Source organism: Streptomyces silaceus (assembly GCF_001419745.1).
GTDB lineage: Bacteria > Actinomycetota > Actinomycetes > Streptomycetales > Streptomycetaceae > Streptomyces > Streptomyces silaceus.
This window is the reverse complement of record NZ_LIRJ01000387.1, coordinates 1-19,039: the sequence shown is the minus strand read 5'-3', so window position 1 is coordinate 19,039 and position 19,039 is coordinate 1. Positions and strand designations below refer to the sequence as shown.

General features: G+C 71.6%; 12 protein-coding genes and 1 pseudogene. 4 read left to right on the top strand and 9 right to left on the bottom strand.

Translation table 11 applies throughout. The features are described from left to right. Window positions 1-278 precede the first annotated feature (278 nt). The 4 genes and pseudogenes from AOK22_RS30905 to AOK22_RS30890 form a co-directional block, all read right to left on the bottom strand. Window positions 279-1,187, bottom strand: a complete 909-nt coding sequence (locus AOK22_RS30905; protein WP_055702023.1) for a nitroreductase/quinone reductase family protein — start codon at window positions 1,185-1,187, stop codon at window positions 279-281. Window positions 1,188-1,637: 450 nt separating this feature from the next. After that, window positions 1,638-3,200, bottom strand: coding sequence for an alpha-L-fucosidase (locus tag AOK22_RS30900; RefSeq protein WP_055702022.1), 1,563 nt, complete (start codon window positions 3,198-3,200; stop codon window positions 1,638-1,640). A gap of 29 nt (window positions 3,201-3,229) precedes the next feature. After that, a pseudogene (locus tag AOK22_RS30895) lies at window positions 3,230-4,825 on the bottom strand (family 20 glycosylhydrolase); the annotation flags it as partial. A 206-nt stretch (window positions 4,826-5,031) separates the two neighbouring features. Continuing rightward, the gene (locus tag AOK22_RS30890) at window positions 5,032-6,180 is read right to left on the bottom strand and encodes an FAD-dependent oxidoreductase (RefSeq protein WP_055702021.1); all 1,149 of its coding nucleotides are present in this window, start codon (window positions 6,178-6,180) and stop codon (window positions 5,032-5,034) included. A gap of 180 nt (window positions 6,181-6,360) precedes the next feature. Here AOK22_RS30890 and AOK22_RS30885 point away from each other — a divergent pair, with 180 nt between their 5' ends. Then, window positions 6,361-6,948: a TetR/AcrR family transcriptional regulator gene (locus AOK22_RS30885; protein WP_055702020.1), complete on the top strand. Its 588-nt coding sequence runs from the start codon at window positions 6,361-6,363 to the stop codon at window positions 6,946-6,948. A 99-nt stretch (window positions 6,949-7,047) separates the two neighbouring features. Here the strand turns inward: AOK22_RS30885 and AOK22_RS42020 are convergent, their stop codons facing one another. From AOK22_RS42020 to AOK22_RS30865, 5 genes are all read right to left on the bottom strand, one after another. After that, window positions 7,048-7,221 (bottom strand): hypothetical protein, encoded by a 174-nt coding sequence (locus AOK22_RS42020; RefSeq protein WP_167357901.1) that lies wholly within the window; start codon window positions 7,219-7,221, stop codon window positions 7,048-7,050. A gap of 392 nt (window positions 7,222-7,613) precedes the next feature. Next, window positions 7,614-9,101, bottom strand: coding sequence for an SDR family NAD(P)-dependent oxidoreductase (locus AOK22_RS30880; protein WP_055702019.1), 1,488 nt, complete (start codon window positions 9,099-9,101; stop codon window positions 7,614-7,616). A 70-nt stretch (window positions 9,102-9,171) separates the two neighbouring features. Then, a complete protein-coding gene (locus AOK22_RS30875) occupies window positions 9,172-10,542 on the bottom strand; it encodes a wax ester/triacylglycerol synthase family O-acyltransferase (RefSeq protein ID WP_055702024.1) in 1,371 nt (456 codons plus the stop codon). A 177-nt stretch (window positions 10,543-10,719) separates the two neighbouring features. Continuing rightward, window positions 10,720-13,065: a GH92 family glycosyl hydrolase gene (locus AOK22_RS30870; RefSeq protein WP_055702018.1), complete on the bottom strand. Its 2,346-nt coding sequence runs from the start codon at window positions 13,063-13,065 to the stop codon at window positions 10,720-10,722. 188 nt (window positions 13,066-13,253) lie between these two features. After that, entirely contained in the window at window positions 13,254-15,890 is a 2,637-nt protein-coding gene (locus tag AOK22_RS30865; protein ID WP_055702017.1) for a glycoside hydrolase family 2, read from the bottom strand. Between the two features lie 229 nt (window positions 15,891-16,119). On the opposite strand from AOK22_RS30865, the gene AOK22_RS30860 reads away from it, so the two are divergent. From AOK22_RS30860 to AOK22_RS30850, 3 genes are all read left to right on the top strand, one after another. Then, on the top strand, window positions 16,120-17,133 hold the full coding sequence (locus AOK22_RS30860; protein ID WP_055702016.1) for a LacI family DNA-binding transcriptional regulator: 1,014 nt from the start codon (window positions 16,120-16,122) through the stop codon (window positions 17,131-17,133). Between the two features lie 168 nt (window positions 17,134-17,301). After that, window positions 17,302-18,396 (top strand): ABC transporter substrate-binding protein, encoded by a 1,095-nt coding sequence (locus AOK22_RS30855; protein ID WP_055702015.1) that lies wholly within the window; start codon window positions 17,302-17,304, stop codon window positions 18,394-18,396. 1 nt (window position 18,397) lies between these two features. Beyond that, window positions 18,398-19,039: ATP-binding cassette domain-containing protein (locus tag AOK22_RS30850; protein WP_157872326.1), on the top strand; the 642-nt coding region annotated here is incomplete at its 3' end.

Genomic DNA, 19,039 nt, shown 5'->3' with positions numbered 1-19,039 from the left:
GGGCGGGCCGGGGAAGTCCGGGCAGTCACGGGAACGATACGGCAGACAACGGACACGTCGACCGCGTCGCGCACCGCTCATCACCACTCTCCCCGGATCCCCCATCCCCCGCGAATGCGCAGGTCAGGACGGGTGACCCCGCTCGCACCCGGCCTGCGCGGCCGCCCCGCCCCACGCCCCGGCCCGCCGATTCGACGGGCGATCAAGCGCTCCCTGATACACACCGGATACAAACCGCCCGAGGAGCGCCTCGACAGACCGCCCGAGCGGCGCCCCTGTCAGGCCGCCGGCGGTCCCGGAGGCCACGGGAGCGCGGCCAGGATCGGCAGCAGGTGCTCCTCCTCGTAGTCGAGGTGGGCGGTGAGCTGACGGGACATCCGGGCGAGCTCGGAGCGGAAGCGCTCCGGGTCCGTGCCGCCGAGGTCCGCGAGGAGCGCCGCGAGCTCGCCCTGGATGCGGGCGACCGTCCGGTGTTCCTCGGCGAGCCGGTCGAAGGTCTCGCGCAGTTCGGGGTGGTGGCCCGCCATCGCCGGGAAGAGATGCGTGTCCTCGCTGGTGTGGTGGAACTCCAGGGCGTCGCAGAACGCCAGGCAGTGCTGCCGGATCTGGAGACCGAGCCCGGGTGCCGGCGGCGTCCCCGGCCCCTGGTGCGCGGCGAGCGCGGCGAAGTACGCGTCGGTCTCCTCGCGCACGTGCCGCAGCTGGCCGCGCAGCCACAGGTGGACCTGCACCATCTTGTCCGCGAAGGTGTCGGCCTCGGCGGGGATGCCGGACTCGTGCGCGGGCCGATCCAGGACGACGACCGGCAGGACCCTGCTGGTCCGCGCCTGGTAGTCGGCGTATCCCGGCTCGGCGGCCACCACGTGTCGGAAAAGCCGGTCACGGCGCTCGCCCTCGGCGGGGACGGCGATCGCCTCGAACTCCTCGGTGCCGAGCTCGACGGTCACCGTGGGGTGGGCGAGGGCGTTGCGGTACCAGTCGGGGTGGTGCGGCGCGCCGAGGTTGGAGCCGACGACCAGCAGCAGGCCGCCGTCGCGGACGTAGCCGAGCGGGGTGGTGTGCCGCTTGCCGGACCGGGCGCCGGTGGTGGTGAGCAGGAGGAGGTCGCCGCCCTCGAAGGGGCCGCCGACGCGGCCCTCGTTGGCGCGGAACTCGTCGATGACGGACTGGTTGAAGGGTGTGGGCATGACGGTGTCAGATCTCCGTACGAGGTGTTCGGGACCGCGCCGGACGCCATGAGGGCGTCGTACGCGGTGAAGGTGAGGGAGCGCCATGTGTGCGTGACGGCATGGCGAAGGCGCACGGGTCAGGCGGAGGCCCGCGCTCCCGGCGGTACCGGACGGAGCGTCAGGCGAAGGCCCTGCAAGGTGAACTCACGACGTATCCACAGGCGTCGTCCTTGAGTGAAGGTGCTCGCCCGATCGCCGACCTGCCCACTGCTCTTTGGTCGGCGCCACGCGGCACGAGCACCATTACAGACACCCACTCCCCCACATGTCAACGCGGGGCTCTGTACCGGAGGGAGAAGCGGGGCTCTGTCCCACACGTCGGTGCGGGGCTCTCCCTCACATGTCATCGCGCGGCTTTCCCGCACATGTCACCGCGGGTCCCCGCACCCACATGTCACCCCGGCTTCCTCACACCTCCGACCGGTACAGGCCGAACTCCGCGATCCGTACCGTGCGCCGCGACCGCGTCACGCGCAGCCGCCACCACCGTGCCGTGACGGGCTCGGCGAGTGTCACCACGCGGCTCGCGCCCACCGTCCGGACCTCCGTCACGGTCCGCCAGCCGTCGCCGTCGCGCACCTCGACGACCGCGTTCTCCAGTTGCTGGCCGCTCCGGATGTCCTCGGCGAGGCGGATGCGGTCGACCCCGCGGGCCCGGCCGAGGTCGACGGTGACCGTGCCGGCCGCGCGGTCGTGCCGGGTCCGCACGCCGCGCGCGAGGTCCTTGGGCAGCTCCTTGCGGATCCGCTCGCGGAACTCGCGCAGCCGGGCCACGTCCGCGTCGGGCAGCAGGCCGCGCCTGTCGGGCGGGATGTTCAGCAGGAGCACGGAGTTGCGGCCCACGGAACGGAACCAGATGTCCGTCAGCTCCTCGACGCTCTTGGGCTGTTGGTCCTCGTGGTAGAACCAGCCCGGCCTGATGGACACGTCGCACTCGGCGGGCCACCACTGGAGGTACTGGGCGACGGACCGCGCCTCGGCGAGCGCCTCGCGGCTGCCCTGGTCGGGGGCGTCGTACCTGAGGGCGTAGTCGATGCTTCCGTTGCCGGAGTCCTTGACCGGGACGACGCTCCACTCGTCCTCGCGGGCCAGGCCGCCCTCGTTGCCGACCCAGCGCACGTCGGGGCCGCGCACGGCCATGGTGGCGTCGGGGGCGAGCGCGCGGATCAGCGTGTACCAGCTGTCCCAGTCGTACGTCTCCACCTTGTCCGGCGGGATGCGGCCCTGCGCGCCGTCGAACCACACCTCGTCGACAGGTCCGTACTCGGTGAGCACTTCGTAGAGCTGGTTGAGCATGTGGGCGCCGTAGTCCGTGGCGTCCAGCGTGAAGGAGCGCGGCCTCTCGGCGGCCCGGTCGTCGTCGGGGAGGAGGGTGGGGATGATGCGCGGGGCGCGCTTGCTGCCGTTGGCGTAGACCCCGTCGAGGTACTGGTTCTCGTCGGCGGGCGAGATGTACACGCCGACCTTGATGCCGTACCGGCGCAGGGAATCGGCGAAGGACCGCAGCACGTCGCCCTTGCCGCCGCGCCAACTGCTGCTCGCCACGCTGTGCTTGGTGTAGCGCGAGGGGTAGAGGACGAAGCCGTCGTGGTGCTTGACGGTGAGGACGGCAAGCCTGAAGCCGCCGTCGCGCAGGGCGCGCGCCCACTGGTCGGTGTCGAGCCCGCTCGGCCGGAAGAGGTCCGGGTCCTCGTCACCGGTGCCCCATTCGAGGCCGGTGAAGGTGTTCACGCCGAAGTGCAGGAACGCGGTCTGCTCCAGCTTCTGCCAGGCGATCTGCCGTGCGGTGGGCCGGACTTGGGAGGCCTTGGCGACGAGTCGCTCGGGCGAGTCGCCGGGGCCGACGGGGATGCGGAAGGGCGGTGCGGCGCCACCGGGGCGGGTGGCGGCGGCCGGGGCGAGCGTGGTGCTCGACGCGGCGACGGCCGTGGTGACGGCGGCGGCCATGAAGAGGCGTCTGCTGACGGTCATGGGGGTGTGACTCTCCCTGGGTCTCGGGGTCAGCTTGCGGTCAACGTCCATACGGCGGGCCGCTGTTGGTCGGCCGGGTATTGGAGGAGCCTTCCGCCGGCGGTGACGTGGGCGGCCATGCGCGTGATGGCGTTGGTGAGCCGGAATCCCCCGGCCTGCCGTGTCAGCTCCCAGCGCTGCAGCGTGTTCGCCGCGGCGCAGGTCTCCTGGGTCACGGCCGTGCCGGGCTGGAGCGGCACGTTGAGCGTGAGCCTGCCGCTGCGGGTCTCCAGGCACTTCCCGCCGGTCGTGGTCCTCAGCGTCACGTATCCGTCGGCGGTGCGCTTCAGCTCGACGCCGAGGGGCACGGCGCGCCCCCGGGTGTCGCGCAGGGTGTACGTCCCGTCGGCGACCGGCACCTTCGTCAGGTCGCGCCAACCGGGCGCGTGTCCGACGGACGCGGCGCGCTCGGTGAAGGCGGTGTACGTCGGGTTCGGGTGGGCGGAGCCCCAGGTGACCTGCGCGATGTGGGCGAGCGGCACCGCCGCCGTGGCCGCGACCTCGTTCTCGGTCTCACCGCGGCCGTTGTCGGGCCAGAGGCTGATCTTGGCGCCGGTGATGCCGTCGCGGGAGGCGAGCTTCTCGCCCTCGAAGCTGCGCGGGTCCCAGCGCTGGTCGTAGAGCTTCGCGGTGTCGGTGTGGAAGCCGCCGCGCACGAGGTAGAGGGAGTAGGCGGCATTCATCAACGGATGCCCCTGCGCGATGAGTTCGCTGGGCCTGGTCCGCACGTCCAGCCAGTGCTCGACGGTCGTGCCGGGCGCGACGGGGACGGTGTGCGCGCCGGTCAGACCGTCGTTCCAGATCCGCAACCGCTTGCCCTGGTCGGCCGCGTAGGCGTGGACGCGGTTCACGAAGTCGATGAAGGCGTCCTGCGGGGTGGCGTGCTCGCCGTACTTCTTCTTCGCATACTCCAGGATGTGCGGATACTTGGCGAAGTCGGAGCCGAGCATGTACTCGTCGGCGCCCATGTGCCAGGAGGTGGCGGGGAAGACCTCGGCGTACTCGTCGACGAGGCTCTTGTAGTAGTCGAAGGCCGCGTCCTTGGTGATGTCGAGGCGCGAGGGCTGCGGGGTGCCCTCGGAGTCGGTGAGCTGCAGGTCGGGGCGCTTCTCCAGCCATGGGTCCAGGTGGCCGGGCGAGTTGATCTCCGGGATGATCGTGACGTGGTACCTCTCGCCGAGCGCCACGAGACGCTTCATCTCGCTCTTGGTGTAGTAGCCCCAGGAGTTGGCCTCGGGGTGGCGATCGCTCTTGACCTTGAGCTCCAGGAGCAGCTGGTTCTGCTTGCGGTACGCCATGTCGCGCACGAGGTTCTCCAGCCAGGGCGTGGAGATGTTGATGTAGCAGGCGCAGACGCCGACGCCGCGCTCCTTGTAGCGCGGCACGTCGACGGTCCGCCCGGCCGGTACGCGGTCGCCCTGGGCGAGGAGCTGGAGCAGGGTGCGGGTGCCGTAGAAGGCGCCTCTCTCGCGGGCACCGGTGATCTCCAGGCGTGCGCCCGCGCGGAGTTCATAGCCCTCGGCGCCGAGCGGGGTCCGGGCGCGGTCGACGTCGATCACGACGTCCCCGCCCCGCGCGGCGCCGCGCGGCCGGCTCCCTGGGACAGCCGGCGCCGCAGGGACATCCGAGGCACGAGGAACGAACGCAGTTCGGTCATGAGGTCCGATGATTCAAGCGCCCCAGAAGGGTGTCAATGCATCGTGCACCCCGGGGCGTTGGACATTTGCGCCGCCCTCGTGCTCACGACCTCCGATCAATCCGGCGCATCCGGTCAGCGGTGCGACGGGTCCGCTCAGTGGTGCCGCGTCATGTGCGCGAGGGTCGTCTCGGCGCTGTCGGGCGCGAAGGCGCCCGCGATGCCCTCGGCGGCTCCCGCGGCGGCCTCCGCGGAGCGGGGCAGGAGGACCTTCTCGTACGCGGCGAGGGCGCCGTCGACCGTGGGCTCGTCGACGAGGGCGCGGGCGAGGTCGGCTCCGTCGAGCATGGCGAGGTTGGCGCCCATGCCGGAGATCGGCGACATCAGGTGCGCGGCGTCGCCGAGGAGCGTGACGCCCGGGGTGCGGGGCCAGGCGTGCGGGACGGGCAGGGCATACAGGGGCCGGTTGACGTAGCCCGTGTCCGTGTCGGCGATGAAGCCGAGCAACTCGGCGCTCCAGCCGTCGAATTCTCCCAGGAGGGCCGTGCGCACGGCGTCGGTGTCGGCGAGGTCGAGGCCCCGGCGCCGGTGCCAGTCCTCGTCGGTGCGCATGCCGACGTAGACGCGGACGTGTCCGCCGCCGTTGCGCTGGGCGACGATGCCCTGATGGCCGTCGAGGGCCATCATCGTGCCCTCGCCGGTCAGGGCGGCGAGCCGCGGGTGGCGCCGGTCGGCGTCGTCGAGGCCCGTCTCGACGAAGGTGACGCCGGTGTACGCGGGCCGGGCGCCGGACAGCAGCGGACGCACCGCGGACCAGGCCCCGTCGGCGCCGACGACGAGGTCGGTGTCGGCCGTGGTGCCGTCGGCGAAGTGCAGCCGGTGGGCACCGTCGACGCCGAGCGGCTCGGCGCGGGTGAGCTTGTGCCCCCAGCGCACGGTGCCGGGTTCGAGGGAGTCGACCAGGAGCCCGCGCAGCACGCCCCGGTCGATCTCCGGGTTGCCCTCGGCGGGGTCCGCCGCGTCCGGCTTCGCGTCGAACAGGAGGCCGCCGTCCCGGCCGAACAGGCGTATCCGCTGCCCTTCGGGGCGGGCCAGGGAGCGGAAGTCGTCCCAGAGCCCGGCGGCGCGCAGCGCCTCCTGCCCGGAGCCGGGGTGCATGTCGAGCGTGCCGCCCTGGTCCCGGGCGCCCCGCGAGGCGTCCAGGTCGTGGACGGTGACGGGGATGCCGTGGCGCTGCAGCACCCGGGCACAGATCAGGCCGCCGGGGCCGGCGCCGACGATCGCGATGCGAGGAGGGGAGGTCATGGCTGTACCTGTTCTCTTTCGGGCCGGGGCCGCGCCTGGCGGCCCGCCTTCGTCCGCGCCGTGGGTCACGGCAGGTTCCGCCGACCGCCACACGGCCGACCCGTTCCAGAAAAGCACACCGACCCAAAAAGTGCAACGAGGCAACTTTTTGCTTTGGGCAGCTTTCTGTACGATGCCCGTATGACCGCAACCGTCGGGCGCCGCGAGCGCAAGAAGGCCGCAACCCGTCAGGCACTGGCCGACGCGGCCCTGAAGCTGTTCCTCGAGCACGGCTACGACCACGTGACCATCCGCGACGTCGCCGAGGCCGCGGACGTGTCGACGACCACGCTGCTCAAGCACTTCCCCGCCAAGGAGGCCCTCGTCTTCGACGAGGACGCCGAGCACGAGGCCGGGCTCGTCGCCGCCGTGCGGGACCGCGCGGCCGGGCAGTCCGTCCCCGAGGCCCTGTGCGCGTACGTGAAGCGCGCCCGCGTCGGCGGCGCGGACTCCGACACGCGGTTCACCGCCTTCGTGGACCTCGTGAACGGCACGCCCGCCCTGAGCCGCTACGGCCACCGCATGTGGATGCGCCACCAGGACGCCCTCGCGCACGCCATCGCCGAGGACGCCGGCCGGGCCCCCGACGACCACGCGTGCGCCGCCCTCGCCCACTTCGCCCTGGAGGCCTCGGCCCTCGCCCACCGCAGCGACGACCCCGTGGGCGCGGTGGACGCCGCCTTCGCCCTCCTCGGGCACGGGTGGGACGCCGCACTAGCCGGCGCCTAGGCCCGCCGGAGGCCCGCGGACACACCTGTGCCCCCGGCCGTCGTCGGCCGGGGGCACATCAGGCGAAGCGGACCGGTGCGGAACCGGACCGGCGTCGGATCAGTCGATGCCGGGGAGGATGTGCGGCTCGGCGAGGTCGTCCTCGTACCCGGCCAGACGGATCGGGGCCGCCTTGGCCCACGCCTCCAGGTTGCGGAGCTTCGCGGGCCTGCCGGCCCGCTCGCCGCCGCGTTCCGCGGGTCGCTTTTCGTGCTTCGTCAGATCTGGTGTCACCGCGCACTCCTTTGTGTCGCGTAACGGAAGGTCAGGGCAGCTCGGTCGCGGTGGCGCCGGATCGGGGCGGGACCGCGGCCGGTGGTCGCCGGCCTGTCCCCGGGCGGCCGAGGAAGGCTTGTGGCTCCCTGATGACCGCCTGTCGCCTCAGGGTAACCAAATGAGCGGACCCGCGCTCGATGGGGCTCAAAAGACAGGGGGCTGATTCCGGACAACCAAGGACGAGGCGGGCCGGGAAAAGGGGCTCCTTCCGTCAACTGCGCGCCGCACCCACGCGACACAGGCGGAAAAGTGACCGTCACCCGCACGAAAAAGGGCCCGTCGTCCGCCGGTGCTCGCGCACCGCGGACGACGGGCCCCAACAGCCCTCGGAGGCCGCTCGGCCCCCGCCGTCACCACTTGCCGGGCGCGTAGTCCTTCAGGAAGACGCCGTACACGTCCTCGCCGGCCTCGCCGCGCACGACCGGGTCGTATACGCGGGCGGCGCCGTCGATCAGGTCGAGCGGGGCGTGGAAGCCCTCCTCGGCCAGCCGCAGTTTGTCGTAATGCGGACGCTCGTCGGTGATCCATCCGGTGTCGACCGAGGTCATGAGGATGCCGTCGGTCTGGAACATCTCCTGGGCGCTGGTCCGCGTCACCATGTTCATCGCGGCCTTCGCCGCGTTCGTGTTCGGGTGGCCCGCGCCCTTGTAGCCGCGGCCGAAGACGCCCTCCATCGCCGAGACGTTCACGACGTAGGAACGGCCGCTCGACGCCTTCTTCGCGGCCTCGGCCATCGACCGGCGCAGCGCGCTGATGAGGATGAACGGCGAGGTGTAGTTGCACAGCTGGGTCTCGAGCAGCTCCACCGGCGAGATCTGCTCGATGGTCTGCACCCAGGTGTTGGTGTCGACGACGTCCGGGACCAGGCCGCCCGCGTCGATGGCCGTGCCGTCCAGGTGCCGGGCGACGCTGGCGTTGCCCGCGACGAGCGCGAGGTCGGCGACCTTCTGCGCGTCCAGGCCGCTGGTGCCGACGGGCAGGGCGGCCAGGCCGTCGACCGCGCCGGAGTTGAAGGCGCCGATGACGGAGTGGGCGGGCAGCTCCCCGGCGGGCAGCGGCGCGCTCTCGCCGTCGACCAGCGCGGCGTACGCGGAGGGCAGGCGGCGCACGGTCTGCGTCGCGTTGTTGATCAGGATGTCCAGCGGGCCCGCCGCGGCCAGCCGCTCGGCGAGCTCCACGGACTGGGCCGGGTCGCGCAGGTCGATGCCGACGACCTCCAGGCGGTGCAGCCAGTCCGCCGAGTCGTCCATGGCCGTGAAGCGGCGGATGGCGTCCTTGGGGAAGCGCGTCGTGATCGTCGTGTGGGCGCCGTCGCGCAGCAGGCGCAGCGCGATGTACATGCCGATCTTGGCGCGGCCGCCGGTGAGCAGGGCGCGCTTGCCGCTGAGGTCGGCGCGGGCGTCCCGCTTCTCCCGGTTCAGGCGGGCGCAGTCGGGACAGAGCTGGTGGTAGAAGTAGTCGACTTCCACGTACCGGGTCTTGCAGGTGTAGCAGGAGCGCGGGCGCTGGAGTATCCCCGCGATCCGGCCCTCCTGCGTCTGCGAGGACGGCAGCAGGCCCTCGGTCTCGTCGTCGATGCGCTGGGCGGAGCCGGTCGCGGTGGCCTCCGTGACCGCCTTGTCGTGGGCGGTCTTGGCGGCGCGGCGCTCCTGGCGGCGGCGCTGCTTCACCGTGCGGTAGATCCCGGCCGTGGCCCGGCGCACGGCGATGGCGTCCGGGTGGTCGACGTCCAGCTTGTCGAGCTCGTCGAGCACGCTGAGGCAGACGGCGAGACGGTCCGGGTCGATGCCGGGGCCGTACGTGACGGTCCCCTCCTGGCTTTCGTCTGTCACCGTCATCGCCGCTGTCCTCGCGTCATTCCGTGCCGCGGCGCATCTGGTGGTCCGCGGGAGCTCCAAAAGCGCAACTTTACGAAAGGCCGGGCCCCGTCACCAAACCCGCGCCGTTCGCGCACACCGCGACGAGGGCGTCGATCTCGTCGAGGACGCTCTGCGCGAGGAGCTCCAGATCGGGCACGGCGGTGGCGTCCGCGATCAGCCCGAAGTGGACCCGGCCCCGGTAGGTGGAGACGGCGACGGCGAGCGACTGCCCCTGGGCGAGCGGCGCGAAGGGGTAGACCTCGGCGAGCCGGCAGCCGCCGAGCCGCAGCGCGATCCCCGGCAGCGGGACGCTCGTGACGAGGATGTCGAAGAGCAGCCGGGCGGCCTGGGCGACGAGGGGGCCGCCGAGCCGGTGGCCGAGGGGCGGCACGTGCTCGGCGAGCAGCGCCACCGCGCCCGCGCCGCGCTCGGGGCCCGCTTCCTTGTTGCGGTCCATGGTGGTGCGCACGCGCCGCAGCCTGACCAGCGGGTCCTCGTCGCTGACCGGCAGGCGGACCAGATAGCCGGAGAGCCGGTTGCCGGGCGGCTGCGCGGAGCGCGGGCGGCGCCGTGAGACGGGCACCAGGGCGCGCGGCTCGACGCCCTCGCTGCAGTCGCCGCGCTCGTCGAGCCAGCGGCGCAGGGCCCCGGCGACCACGGCGATCAGCACGTCGTTGACGGTGCCGCCGACCGCCTTGCGCACCTGGTGGACGTCGTCGAGGTCGAGGACGACGCCGGCGGTGCGGCGGGTGCCGGTGGCCGACGAGGTCAGCGCGTCGCAGGAGCGCGCCCCGAGCGTCGCGCGGGCCACGGAGGTGCCGATGCCGAGGGCCTGGCCCACCTCGGCGGCGGTGCCGCGGACGAGTCCGGGCAGCCGGCGCGGGTCGGCGAGGGCCCAGCGGGAGGCGGCGGGAGCGGGCGGGCGCGGCCGAGAGGGCGGCAGGTCGGCGGGGTCGAGGAGGGCGGCCCCGAGGGTCAGCGCGCGCAGCCCGTCGGCGAGGGCGTGGTGGAACTTGAACAGCACCGCGAAGGACGTGCCGTCGGCGCCCGGCAGCACGTGGGCCTCCCACGGCGGCCGTTCGCGGTCCAGCTGCCGCCGCATCAGCTCGCCCGCCGCGGCGTGGAAGTCCGCCACGGGCTCCGCGAGCCGCACGTGCTCCAGCGGGTCGAAGGCGGGCACGGGCACGCGCGTCGCCCCGCCGACCGGGAGCCAGACGGAACGTATGCGCATGCGAAGCCCCGGGACGGCCTCCGCGCGGGCCGCGAGGAGCCCGGTGGCGTGCTGCGCCGCGTGGGGCCCGTCGGCCTCGAAGACGCCGAGTGCCCCCAGATGCATGGGGTGTTCGGCGGTCTCTATGTTCCAGAACGCCAGATCGAGGGGTGCGAGCAGGTCAGAGGTGTCAGCAGGCGATGTAGTCAAGGGGATCGCTCTCGCGTCGAGGACGATGCAGGGGATGGCGAACGAGAAGTCAACCGCCGAGAGCAACTACGGTCAAGTACGATCAAGCTACGCTGAGTTAACAACAGATGACGACCCGCCACTCCGTGAGTGGCGGGTCTTGAGTGGCTCATGTGGTGCAAAAGCGAACCACCGGCGTCAGGTGAGGGGCGGCGGCGCGGCTCCCTCCGACGTCCCCCAGCCGGACGGCTTCTCGCCGACCGTGAAGGAGAGTTCGCGGGCGTCGCGGATGTCGTCGGTGGTGAGGTACGTCGCGTCCCGGTCGACGCCGTCCACGCGCGCCGACTGGATGTAGCGCTTGTCGGCCGAGGTGCCGGGCGCCCGCACGGTCAGCGCGCCGCGCGGGTAGTAGCGGCGGTCGAGGCGCAGGTCCACGCGGTCGAAGACGGGTGTCGACAGGCCCCAGGTGTCGGTGCCCGGCTGGACCGGGAAGACGCCGATCGAGGACAGCACGTTCCAGGCGGACATCGTGCCGAGGTCGTCGTTGCCGGTCATACCGGTCGGCGTGTCCGTGAAGAGCGTGAGCGCGGCGTGCACCACGTCGGTGGTCTTCCACGGCTGGCCCGTCGAGAGGTACGTGTACGGAGCGATGAGGTCCGGCTCGTTCTGGGGGTTGTACTTGTCGGCGTTGTAGTAGTCGTAGGGGCCGTTGACCCACACCTCGCGGGCGGTCTTCGCGGGGTCCCTCAGGAGCTGTTCGTAGGCGAAGAAGGAGTCGAGCCGCTCGGTCGCGGCCTTCTTGCCGCCGATCAGCCCGACCATGCCGGGCAGGTCCTGCGGCACCAGCCACTGGTACTGCCAGGACGTGCCCTCGTGGAAGCCCTCGCTCTTGGCCGGGTCGGCGGGTCCGGTGAAGGCCCCGGAGGCGTCCCGCGCGCGGAAGAAGCCGGTCGAGGGGTCGAAGATCCTGCGGTAGTTCTGCGCCCGCGCGGCGTAGCGCTTCGCGTCCGCCTCGTGGCCGAGGTCGCGCGCCATCCGGCCGAGCATCGCGTCCGACAGGGCGTATTCGAGCGTCGCGGAGGCGCCGTGGTCGTAGTCGGAGTCGCCGGGCTTGGCGTGCGGGCGCCCCTTCACGAACGGGGCGAAGCCCTCGGCCAGATACTCCTTGTTCGCCTCGCGTCCGACGGGCGCGGAGCCGGCGGGCGGCACCCCGTCGGCGTTCTTCTTGAGCGCGCGGTACGCCCGCTCCTCGTACCCCTTGAGCAGGCCCTGCTGGTAGGCGTTGGTGAGGAACGGCGTGACCGGGTCACCGGTCATGATGTTCGTCTCGACCGTGCCGTAGCCCCACTTGGGCAGCCAGCCGCTCTCCTCGTCGATCTTGAGGACGGAGAGCGCCATGTCGCGGGACTCACGCGGCGCGAGGAGGGCGAGGAGCTGGGCCTGGGTGCGGTAGGTGTCCCACAGCGACCAGTTCTGGTAGTACGTGAACCCCTTGGCGCGGTGGGTCTTCTGGTCCCAGCCGGTGTAGCGGCCGTCGACGTCGCTGCCGATGTTCGGCGCGAGGAAGGAGCGGTACAGCGACGAGTAGAACGTGCGGCGCGCGGTCTCGCTGCCGCCGCGCACCCGCACGTCGTCCAGCCGGTCCTCCCACGCGTCGCGCGCGGCGTCCGCCACCCGGTCGTACGAACGGCCGCCCTCCGCGCGGAGGTTGCGGGCCGCGCCGGCGGCGTCGACGTACGAGAGCGCGGTGGTGGCCTCGACGGTGCGGTCCTTCGTCGTGTCGAAGCGGACGAACGCGCCCGTGCGCTCCTCCCCCGCCGACGTCTCCTTCGCCCCCTCGGTGACCTCGGCGCCCTTCCAGGTGCCCGACGTCGTGAAGGGCCGGTCGAAGCGGGTGATGGTGTGGACCGTATACGGCTCGGTGTCCTGGCAGAAGCCACGGCCGGTGAGGGAGGTGCGCACGGTGCGGCTGTCGAGGACCTCGACCTTCGTCCGCACGGTCTTGTGCAGCGACTGGCCCGCGTTCAGCAGGACGTTGGCCTTGTCCGTGGCGGGGAAGGTGTAGCGCTGGACACCCGTGCGCTTCGTCGCCGTCAGCTCGGCCTCGATGCCGCCCTTGAGCCCGACCCGGTAGCGGCCGGGGCCCGCGCTCTCGTCGTCGTGGCTGAACTCGGCCGCGTACTTGGCGTAGTCGGTCTCCGTCACGTCGCCCGTCGTGGGCAGCACCGGAAGATCGCCGCCGAGCCCGCAGCCGACGCCCGAGAGATGGACGGCGGAGAAGCCGCGGATGTGGGTGTCGGAGTGGTCGTAGCCGGTGTTGTGCCCGGTGTCGGGCGAGAACTGCACCATGCCGAAGGGGACGGCGGCGCCCGGATAGGTGTTGCCCTCGTTCTCGGTGCCGATGAACGGGTTGACCAGATCGGTGAGACGGCCGGCGGAGCGCGGGGCGTCCGCCTGGGCCGAGGGAAGGGCGGGCCCGCCGCCGAGGAGCGCGGCCACCGCCGCCACCGTCCCCGCGCCGCGCAGCCGTTGGGTCCATCTCATGGGTGGGGACGCCTCCTCGAAAGCCCTCCACGAGGGCCTTGGACAACGTTGTCAGAGACCGCTTCGCGATCATTCTTCGGTCGTCGGTGTGTACCCGTCAAGGGTCGTGCGGCAGTCGGCGGATCAGGAGGGCGCGGTACGCGCGGCGGTCTCCGGCCCGCCGGGCGGCGGACCGGAGACCTCGTGGATCAGGAGCGTGCGCAGCCCGGCACCGTGGCCTGCGACGCGTCGCGGATCAGCGCTTCGTGCGCCGCCTTCACCCGCTGCACGTCCGGCTTGACGACCTTGCGGTCATAGGTGAGCAGACCGTTCAACTCGCCCTCCACATCCGTGATCTGGGTGTAGACGGCGCCGTTGTCGCCCTTGCAGGCGAGGGCCCGCACCTCGTCGAGCTTGGCGATGTAGTCGTCCGTATACGTCGCCGGGTCCACGTCGACGTAACTCTGCTGCACCGCCCAGGCGTGGCCGGGCACCGCGAGCCCGAGACCGCCGTACTCGCCGCTCACCAGGGCGCGTTCGCCGTCCGGGCGCGGTGGCAGGGCCGGGCTCGGATAGCCGTGCTCGTCCATGATGTCGCCGGCCTGTCCGTCGGCGCCCAGATTGAGCCCGGACATGTTGTTGACCAGTCGGGTCGGGTCCCAGGACTTCGCCTGCTCGGCGACGCGGCCCACGTCGTACTGGCCCCAGCCCTCGTTGAAGGTGACCCACATGACGATCGACGGGCTGCTCGCGTGCTCGTCGATCATCTGCTTCATCTCGCGCTCGTACTGGGCGCGGGCGGCGGTGTCCGGGGTGCGGCCCGCCTCCATCGACGGCATGTCCTGCCAGACGAGCAGGCCGAGGCGGTCGGCCCAGTAGAACCAGCGGTCGGGCTCGACCTTGATGTGCTTGCGCACGGAGTTGAAGCCCATCGCCTTGTGCATCTTCAGGTCGTACGCGAGGGCCTCTTCGCTCGGCGCGGTGTGCAGGCCGTCCGGCCAGAAGCCCTGGTCGAGCGTGGCCATCAGGAAGACGGGCTTGCCGTTGAGGACCGTGCGCGGGGTGCCGTTCACCTTCTCGACGGCGATCGAGCGCATCCCGAAGTAGCTGGTGACGCGGTCCTCGCCGACGCGCACCTTGAGGTCGTACAGGAACGGGTCGTCCGGTGACCACAGGCGCGGCTCGGCGATCTTCAGCCGGAGCGGCTGCCCGGTGCGCCCGCCGGCCTCGGCCACCTTCTTGCCGCCCGCGTACGCGGTCGCCGTGACCGGCACGCCGTCGCGCACGCCGCGCGCCTCGACGGTGACCTGCTGGCCCGGCACATCCGGCGTGATCCTGAGGGAGTCCGCGTGGTCGGCGGCCACCGGCTCCAGCCACACGGTCTGCCAGATGCCGGAGGACGGGGTGTACCAGATGCCACTGGGGTCCAGGCGCTGCTTGCCGACGGGCGGGTTCTCGCCGTTCTGCGCGTCCGTCGGGTCGTACACGCCGACGATCAGTTCCTGGGTGCGGCCGGGCTTGAGGGCGTCGGTCACATCGGCGCTGAACTTGTCGTAACCGCCCTTGTGTTCGGTGACCTTCGTCCCGTTGACGTACACCTCGGCCTGCCAGTCGACGGCGCCGAAGTTGAGGTTGAGCCGCTTGCCGCCCCCGATCCGCCAGTCCTTGGGGACGGTGAAGGTGCGGCGGTACCACATGCGGTCCTCGTGCCGCTCGACGCCGGAGAGCTGGGACTCCACGGGGTAGGGCACCAGGATCTTCTCCGCGAGCTTCCTGCCGACCGGCGGCTTCTCGCCGGCCTTGGCCGCGGCGAACTGCCAGGAGCCGTTGAGGTTCTGCCAGTCGGTGCGCTTGAGCTGCGGCCGGGGGTACTCGCGGTGCGCGTTGCCGGGCGTGACGTCGTCGGCCCACTTGGTGCGCAGCTGGTGCTCGGAGTGGTTGGGGCCGCTGGTCCAGAACTGGCCGACGGCCTTGCCGTCCGTGCCGCTCAGACCGCCCTTGCCGTCGTAGCGGATGTCGGCGAGACCGGGGGCGTTGCCGCCCTTCTTGCCGACGACGGGTGCCTTCAGGGCGACGAGCAGGCTGCGGTCGTCGGCGGGGTCTGCCTTGACCGTGCCGAGCGGCCACTTGGCGCCGCCGATGACGGCGTCGAGGTGGTCGGCGAGTCCGGCCGGCGGGGCGGCGAGGCTCTGGGCGAAGTCCAGCTTGAGGCTGCGGCCGTCCTTCAGAACGGTGGCGTCGATGGCGCCGTCGTAGTCGAAGTCGGCGGGGATGCGCAGGGCGGTGCGCGGGACGGCCTTCTTCTCGCCGCCCGGCGGCGTCCACCTCAGGCGCAGGTTGGAGCCGCCGTAGTGCTCGAAGTACTCGACCTTGATGTCGTAGGCCTTGCCGGCCTCCAACTCGACCGGCTCGCTGGTCTGTTCCTTGTCCCAGTCGTCCTGCCAGTGGTCGATGGCGAGCCTGCCGTCGACCCAGAGGCGGAAGCCGTTGTCGCCGGTCATCGAGAAGGTGGTGGCGCCGCTCTTCTCGGGCACGACGCTGCCGGTCCAGCGGACACTGACGTCGTCGGCCTGTCCGGTGGTGGCCTTCAGGCGCGACTCCAGGTTGCCGAAGTCGATGTTCGGGTCGAGTCCGGTGGCCTTGAGCTCGTCGAAGTCGAAGGCGCCGGGGGCGGACTGGGTGTAGTACTCCCCCTTGAGCCCGTGGATCCCGACCGGGTCGTCGACGGCGGTCGCGGCGGGGACCGAGGTCAGGCCCGCGACGCCGAGGGCCGCCGCGAGCAGCAGGGCCAGACGCCTGCCGAGGCGTCCGGGGCTGTGGGGTCTTCCGGGACTTGTGGGGCTCACGGGCCTTCTGGAGCTTCCGGGGCTCTCGGGACTTCCGGGATGTCGTCTGATGCGCACGGATCCTCCTTGGTGAGGAAGGGTGGCGGCACGTCGCTGCAGTCTGTACAACGAATCTGTACAACGTTGGAAGGAACGGCAGTTGGCATGACAGCACGCCCTCCGGCGCGCTGTCCAGGGCCATGACGAACGCCCCGGACGACCGGGGCGGTCACCGACGCAGGGAGATGCAGTGCGGGTAAGCCTCAAGGACGTCGCGGAGCGCGCGGGCGTCTCGATCAAGACCGTCTCGAACGTGGTGAACAACTATCAGCACGTCACCCCGGCGATGCGGGCCCGCGTGCAGGAGGCCATCGACGAGCTCGGCTACCGGCCGAACCTGACGGCACGTCATCTGCGCAAGGGCCGCACCGGCATCATCGCCCTGGCCGTCCCCGAGCTCGGCAACCCGTACTTCGCCGAGCTCGCGGGCGCCGTCATCGACGCCGCCGCCGAGCACGACTTCACCGTCCTGCTCGACCACACCCGCGGCACCCGTGAGCAGGAGGTCCTGGTCAGCCAGGGCTTCCGGGCGCGGGTGATCGACGGGCTGATCCTCAGCCCGCTGGAGCTGGAGTCGGAGGACCTGCGCGGGCGCGAGGACGACGTGCCGCTGGTGCTGCTCGGCGAGCGCGAGTACGACCTGCCCTACGACCACATCGCGATCGACAACGTCGCCGCGAGCCGCACCGCGGTGCGCCACCTCATCGGCCGCGGCCGCACCAGCATCGCCTTCCTCGGCGCCCGCACGGACTCCGCCAACCGCCCCGCCCACCTGCGCCTCGCGGGCTGGCGCGAGGAGCTGGCGGCGGCCGGGATACCCGCGCCGGAGAGCCTGGTGGGGCCCGTCGGCGGCTGGGACCGCTGGGACGGCGCGAAGGCGATGGCGCGGATGCTGGACGCGGGGGTGCGGCCCGACGCGGTGTTCGCGTACAACGACCTGGTGGCGATCGGCGCGATGCGGGTGCTGCACGAGCGCGGTCTGCGCGTGCCGTGGGACGTGGCGGTGGTGGGTTTCGACGACATCGCCGAGGGGCAGTTCGGTGCCGTCACGCTCACCACGGTGGCACCCGACAAGCAGGCCATCGCACGCCTCGCGGTCGAGTCGCTGCTGCACAGCCTGGCCCACCCGAAGGAGCCCGCCGGACGCGAACTCACAGCGGACTTCCGGCTGGTGGAGCGGGAGAGCACGCTGGGCCGGCGCTGAGCGCGCGCCCCGCGCGCCCCGGCCCCCACCGGCGGGCGAAGACTGCGCGGAGGGTTTACAGCCCCCTTTCAACGATGTAAAAAGCTCCCCGTACCGCCGAGTTGACCGCAAGTGCCGTCTCTCCCGTGAGCGCTCTCAGTGCCGGGCCGTGCCGTTTTGGGGACTCCAATGAAGACCACACTCCTCAGCCGTACCTCCGCGAGGACCCTGGCCGCCGCCGGCCTCGCCGCGAGCCTGGTGTTCGCCGCCGGCTGCGCGAAGTCCGAGGACGACGCCTCCGGTGACAGCAGCGCCGCGCAGGACCGGGCCGACGCCGGGCAGGAGGTCTCCTCCGGCGGTGACGGCGGGAAGACCTGCGCGATCGACGCGTACGGCGGCGAGAGGCTGGACCTGAGGAACGCGACCGTGGGGTTCTCGCAGTCCGAGAAGGAGGCCAATCCGTTCCGCATCGCGGAGACGGCCTCCATCCGGGCCGAGGCGGAGAAGCGGGGCGTCAAGCTGCTCACCGCCAACGCCCAGTCGCAGTTCTCCAAGCAGATCAGCGACGTGCAGGACCTCATCGCCAAGGGCGCCGACCTGCTCGTCATCGCCCCGCTCAACTCCGACGGCTGGGAGCCGGTACTGCGCGCGGCGGGCGCCAAGCACATCCCGATCGTCACCATCGACCGCAAGATCAACGCGACCGCCTGCAAGGACTACGTGAGCTTCATCGGCTCCGACTTCGTCGAGCAGGGCCGCCGGGCCGCGGACCGGATGATCGAGACCACCGGCGGCAAGGGCAAGATAGCGATCCTGCTCGGCGCCGCGGGCAACAACGTCACCACCGAGCGCACCAAGGGCTTCGAGGAGCGCATCAAGGAGAAGGCCCCGGACCTGAAGGTCGTCTTCAAGCAGACCGGCGAGTTCGCCCGCGAGAAGGGCCAGCAGGTCACCGAGCAGCTCATCCAGTCCAAGCCCGACATCACCGGGATCTACGCCGAGAACGACGAGATGGGCCTCGGCGCCGTCAACGCACTCAAGGGCGCGGGCAAGAAGGCCGGTGACGTCAAGATCGTGACGATCGACGGCACGAAGAACGCCGTGCGCGGCATCGTCGACGGCTGGATCGACGGCGTCATCGAGTCCAACCCCCGCTTCGGCCCGCTCGCCTTCCAGACCCTGGACCGGTTCACCAAGGGCGAGAAGGTGGCGCAGGACATCGTCATCAAGGACAGCGCGTACACGAAGAAGAACGCGAAGTCGGATCTCGGCAAGGCGTACTGACGTGCTGTCAGTGACCGGTCTGACCAAGACGTTCCCGGGCGTGCGCGCCCTGGACGGGGTCGACTTCACCGCACGCGCGGGCGAGGTGCACGCGCTGATCGGCGAGAACGGCGCGGGCAAGTCCACGCTCATCAAGGTCCTGACGGGGGTGTACCGGCCGGACGCGGGCGAGGTGACGTACGACGGCCGCCCGGTGGCGTTCTCGACGCCGCTCGAAGCCCAGCACGCGGGCATCTCCACCATCTACCAGGAGGTCAACCTCGTCCCCCTGATGAGCGTGGCCCGCAATCTCTTCCTGGGCCGCGAGCCGCGCGGACGCCTCGGCCTGATCGACTTCGGGCGGATGCACCGGGAGGCCGACGAGGCACTGCGGGGCCTCGGCATCCGCGTCGACGTGCGCCGCCCGCTGCGCGAACTGGGCGTCGGCGCCCAGCAGATGGTGGCGCTGGCCCGCGCGGTCTCGGTCGACGCGCGCGTCGTGGTGATGGACGAGCCCACCTCGTCCCTCGAACCCCGCGAAGTCCGCACCCTGTTCGGGGTCATCCGCATGCTGCGGGAGCGCGGCATCGCGGTGATCTACGTCAGTCACCGCCTCGACGAGCTGTACGAGGTGTGCGACGCCGTCACCGTGCTGCGCGACGGC

Coding starts and splice junctions, on each gene's coding strand:
- AOK22_RS30890 (WP_055702021.1), bottom strand. CDS start 6,180: ATGACCTCCCCTCCTCGCATCGCGATCGTCGGCGCCGGCCCCGGCGGC.
- AOK22_RS30870 (WP_055702018.1), bottom strand. CDS start 13,065: ATGAGATGGACCCAACGGCTGCGCGGCGCGGGGACGGTGGCGGCGGTG.
- AOK22_RS30905 (WP_055702023.1), bottom strand. CDS start 1,187: ATGCCCACACCCTTCAACCAGTCCGTCATCGACGAGTTCCGCGCCAAC.
- AOK22_RS30900 (WP_055702022.1), bottom strand. CDS start 3,200: ATGACCGTCAGCAGACGCCTCTTCATGGCCGCCGCCGTCACCACGGCC.
- AOK22_RS30885 (WP_055702020.1), top strand. CDS start 6,361: ATGACCGCAACCGTCGGGCGCCGCGAGCGCAAGAAGGCCGCAACCCGT.
- AOK22_RS30855 (WP_055702015.1), top strand. CDS start 17,302: ATGAAGACCACACTCCTCAGCCGTACCTCCGCGAGGACCCTGGCCGCC.
- AOK22_RS30880 (WP_055702019.1), bottom strand. CDS start 9,101: ATGACGGTGACAGACGAAAGCCAGGAGGGGACCGTCACGTACGGCCCC.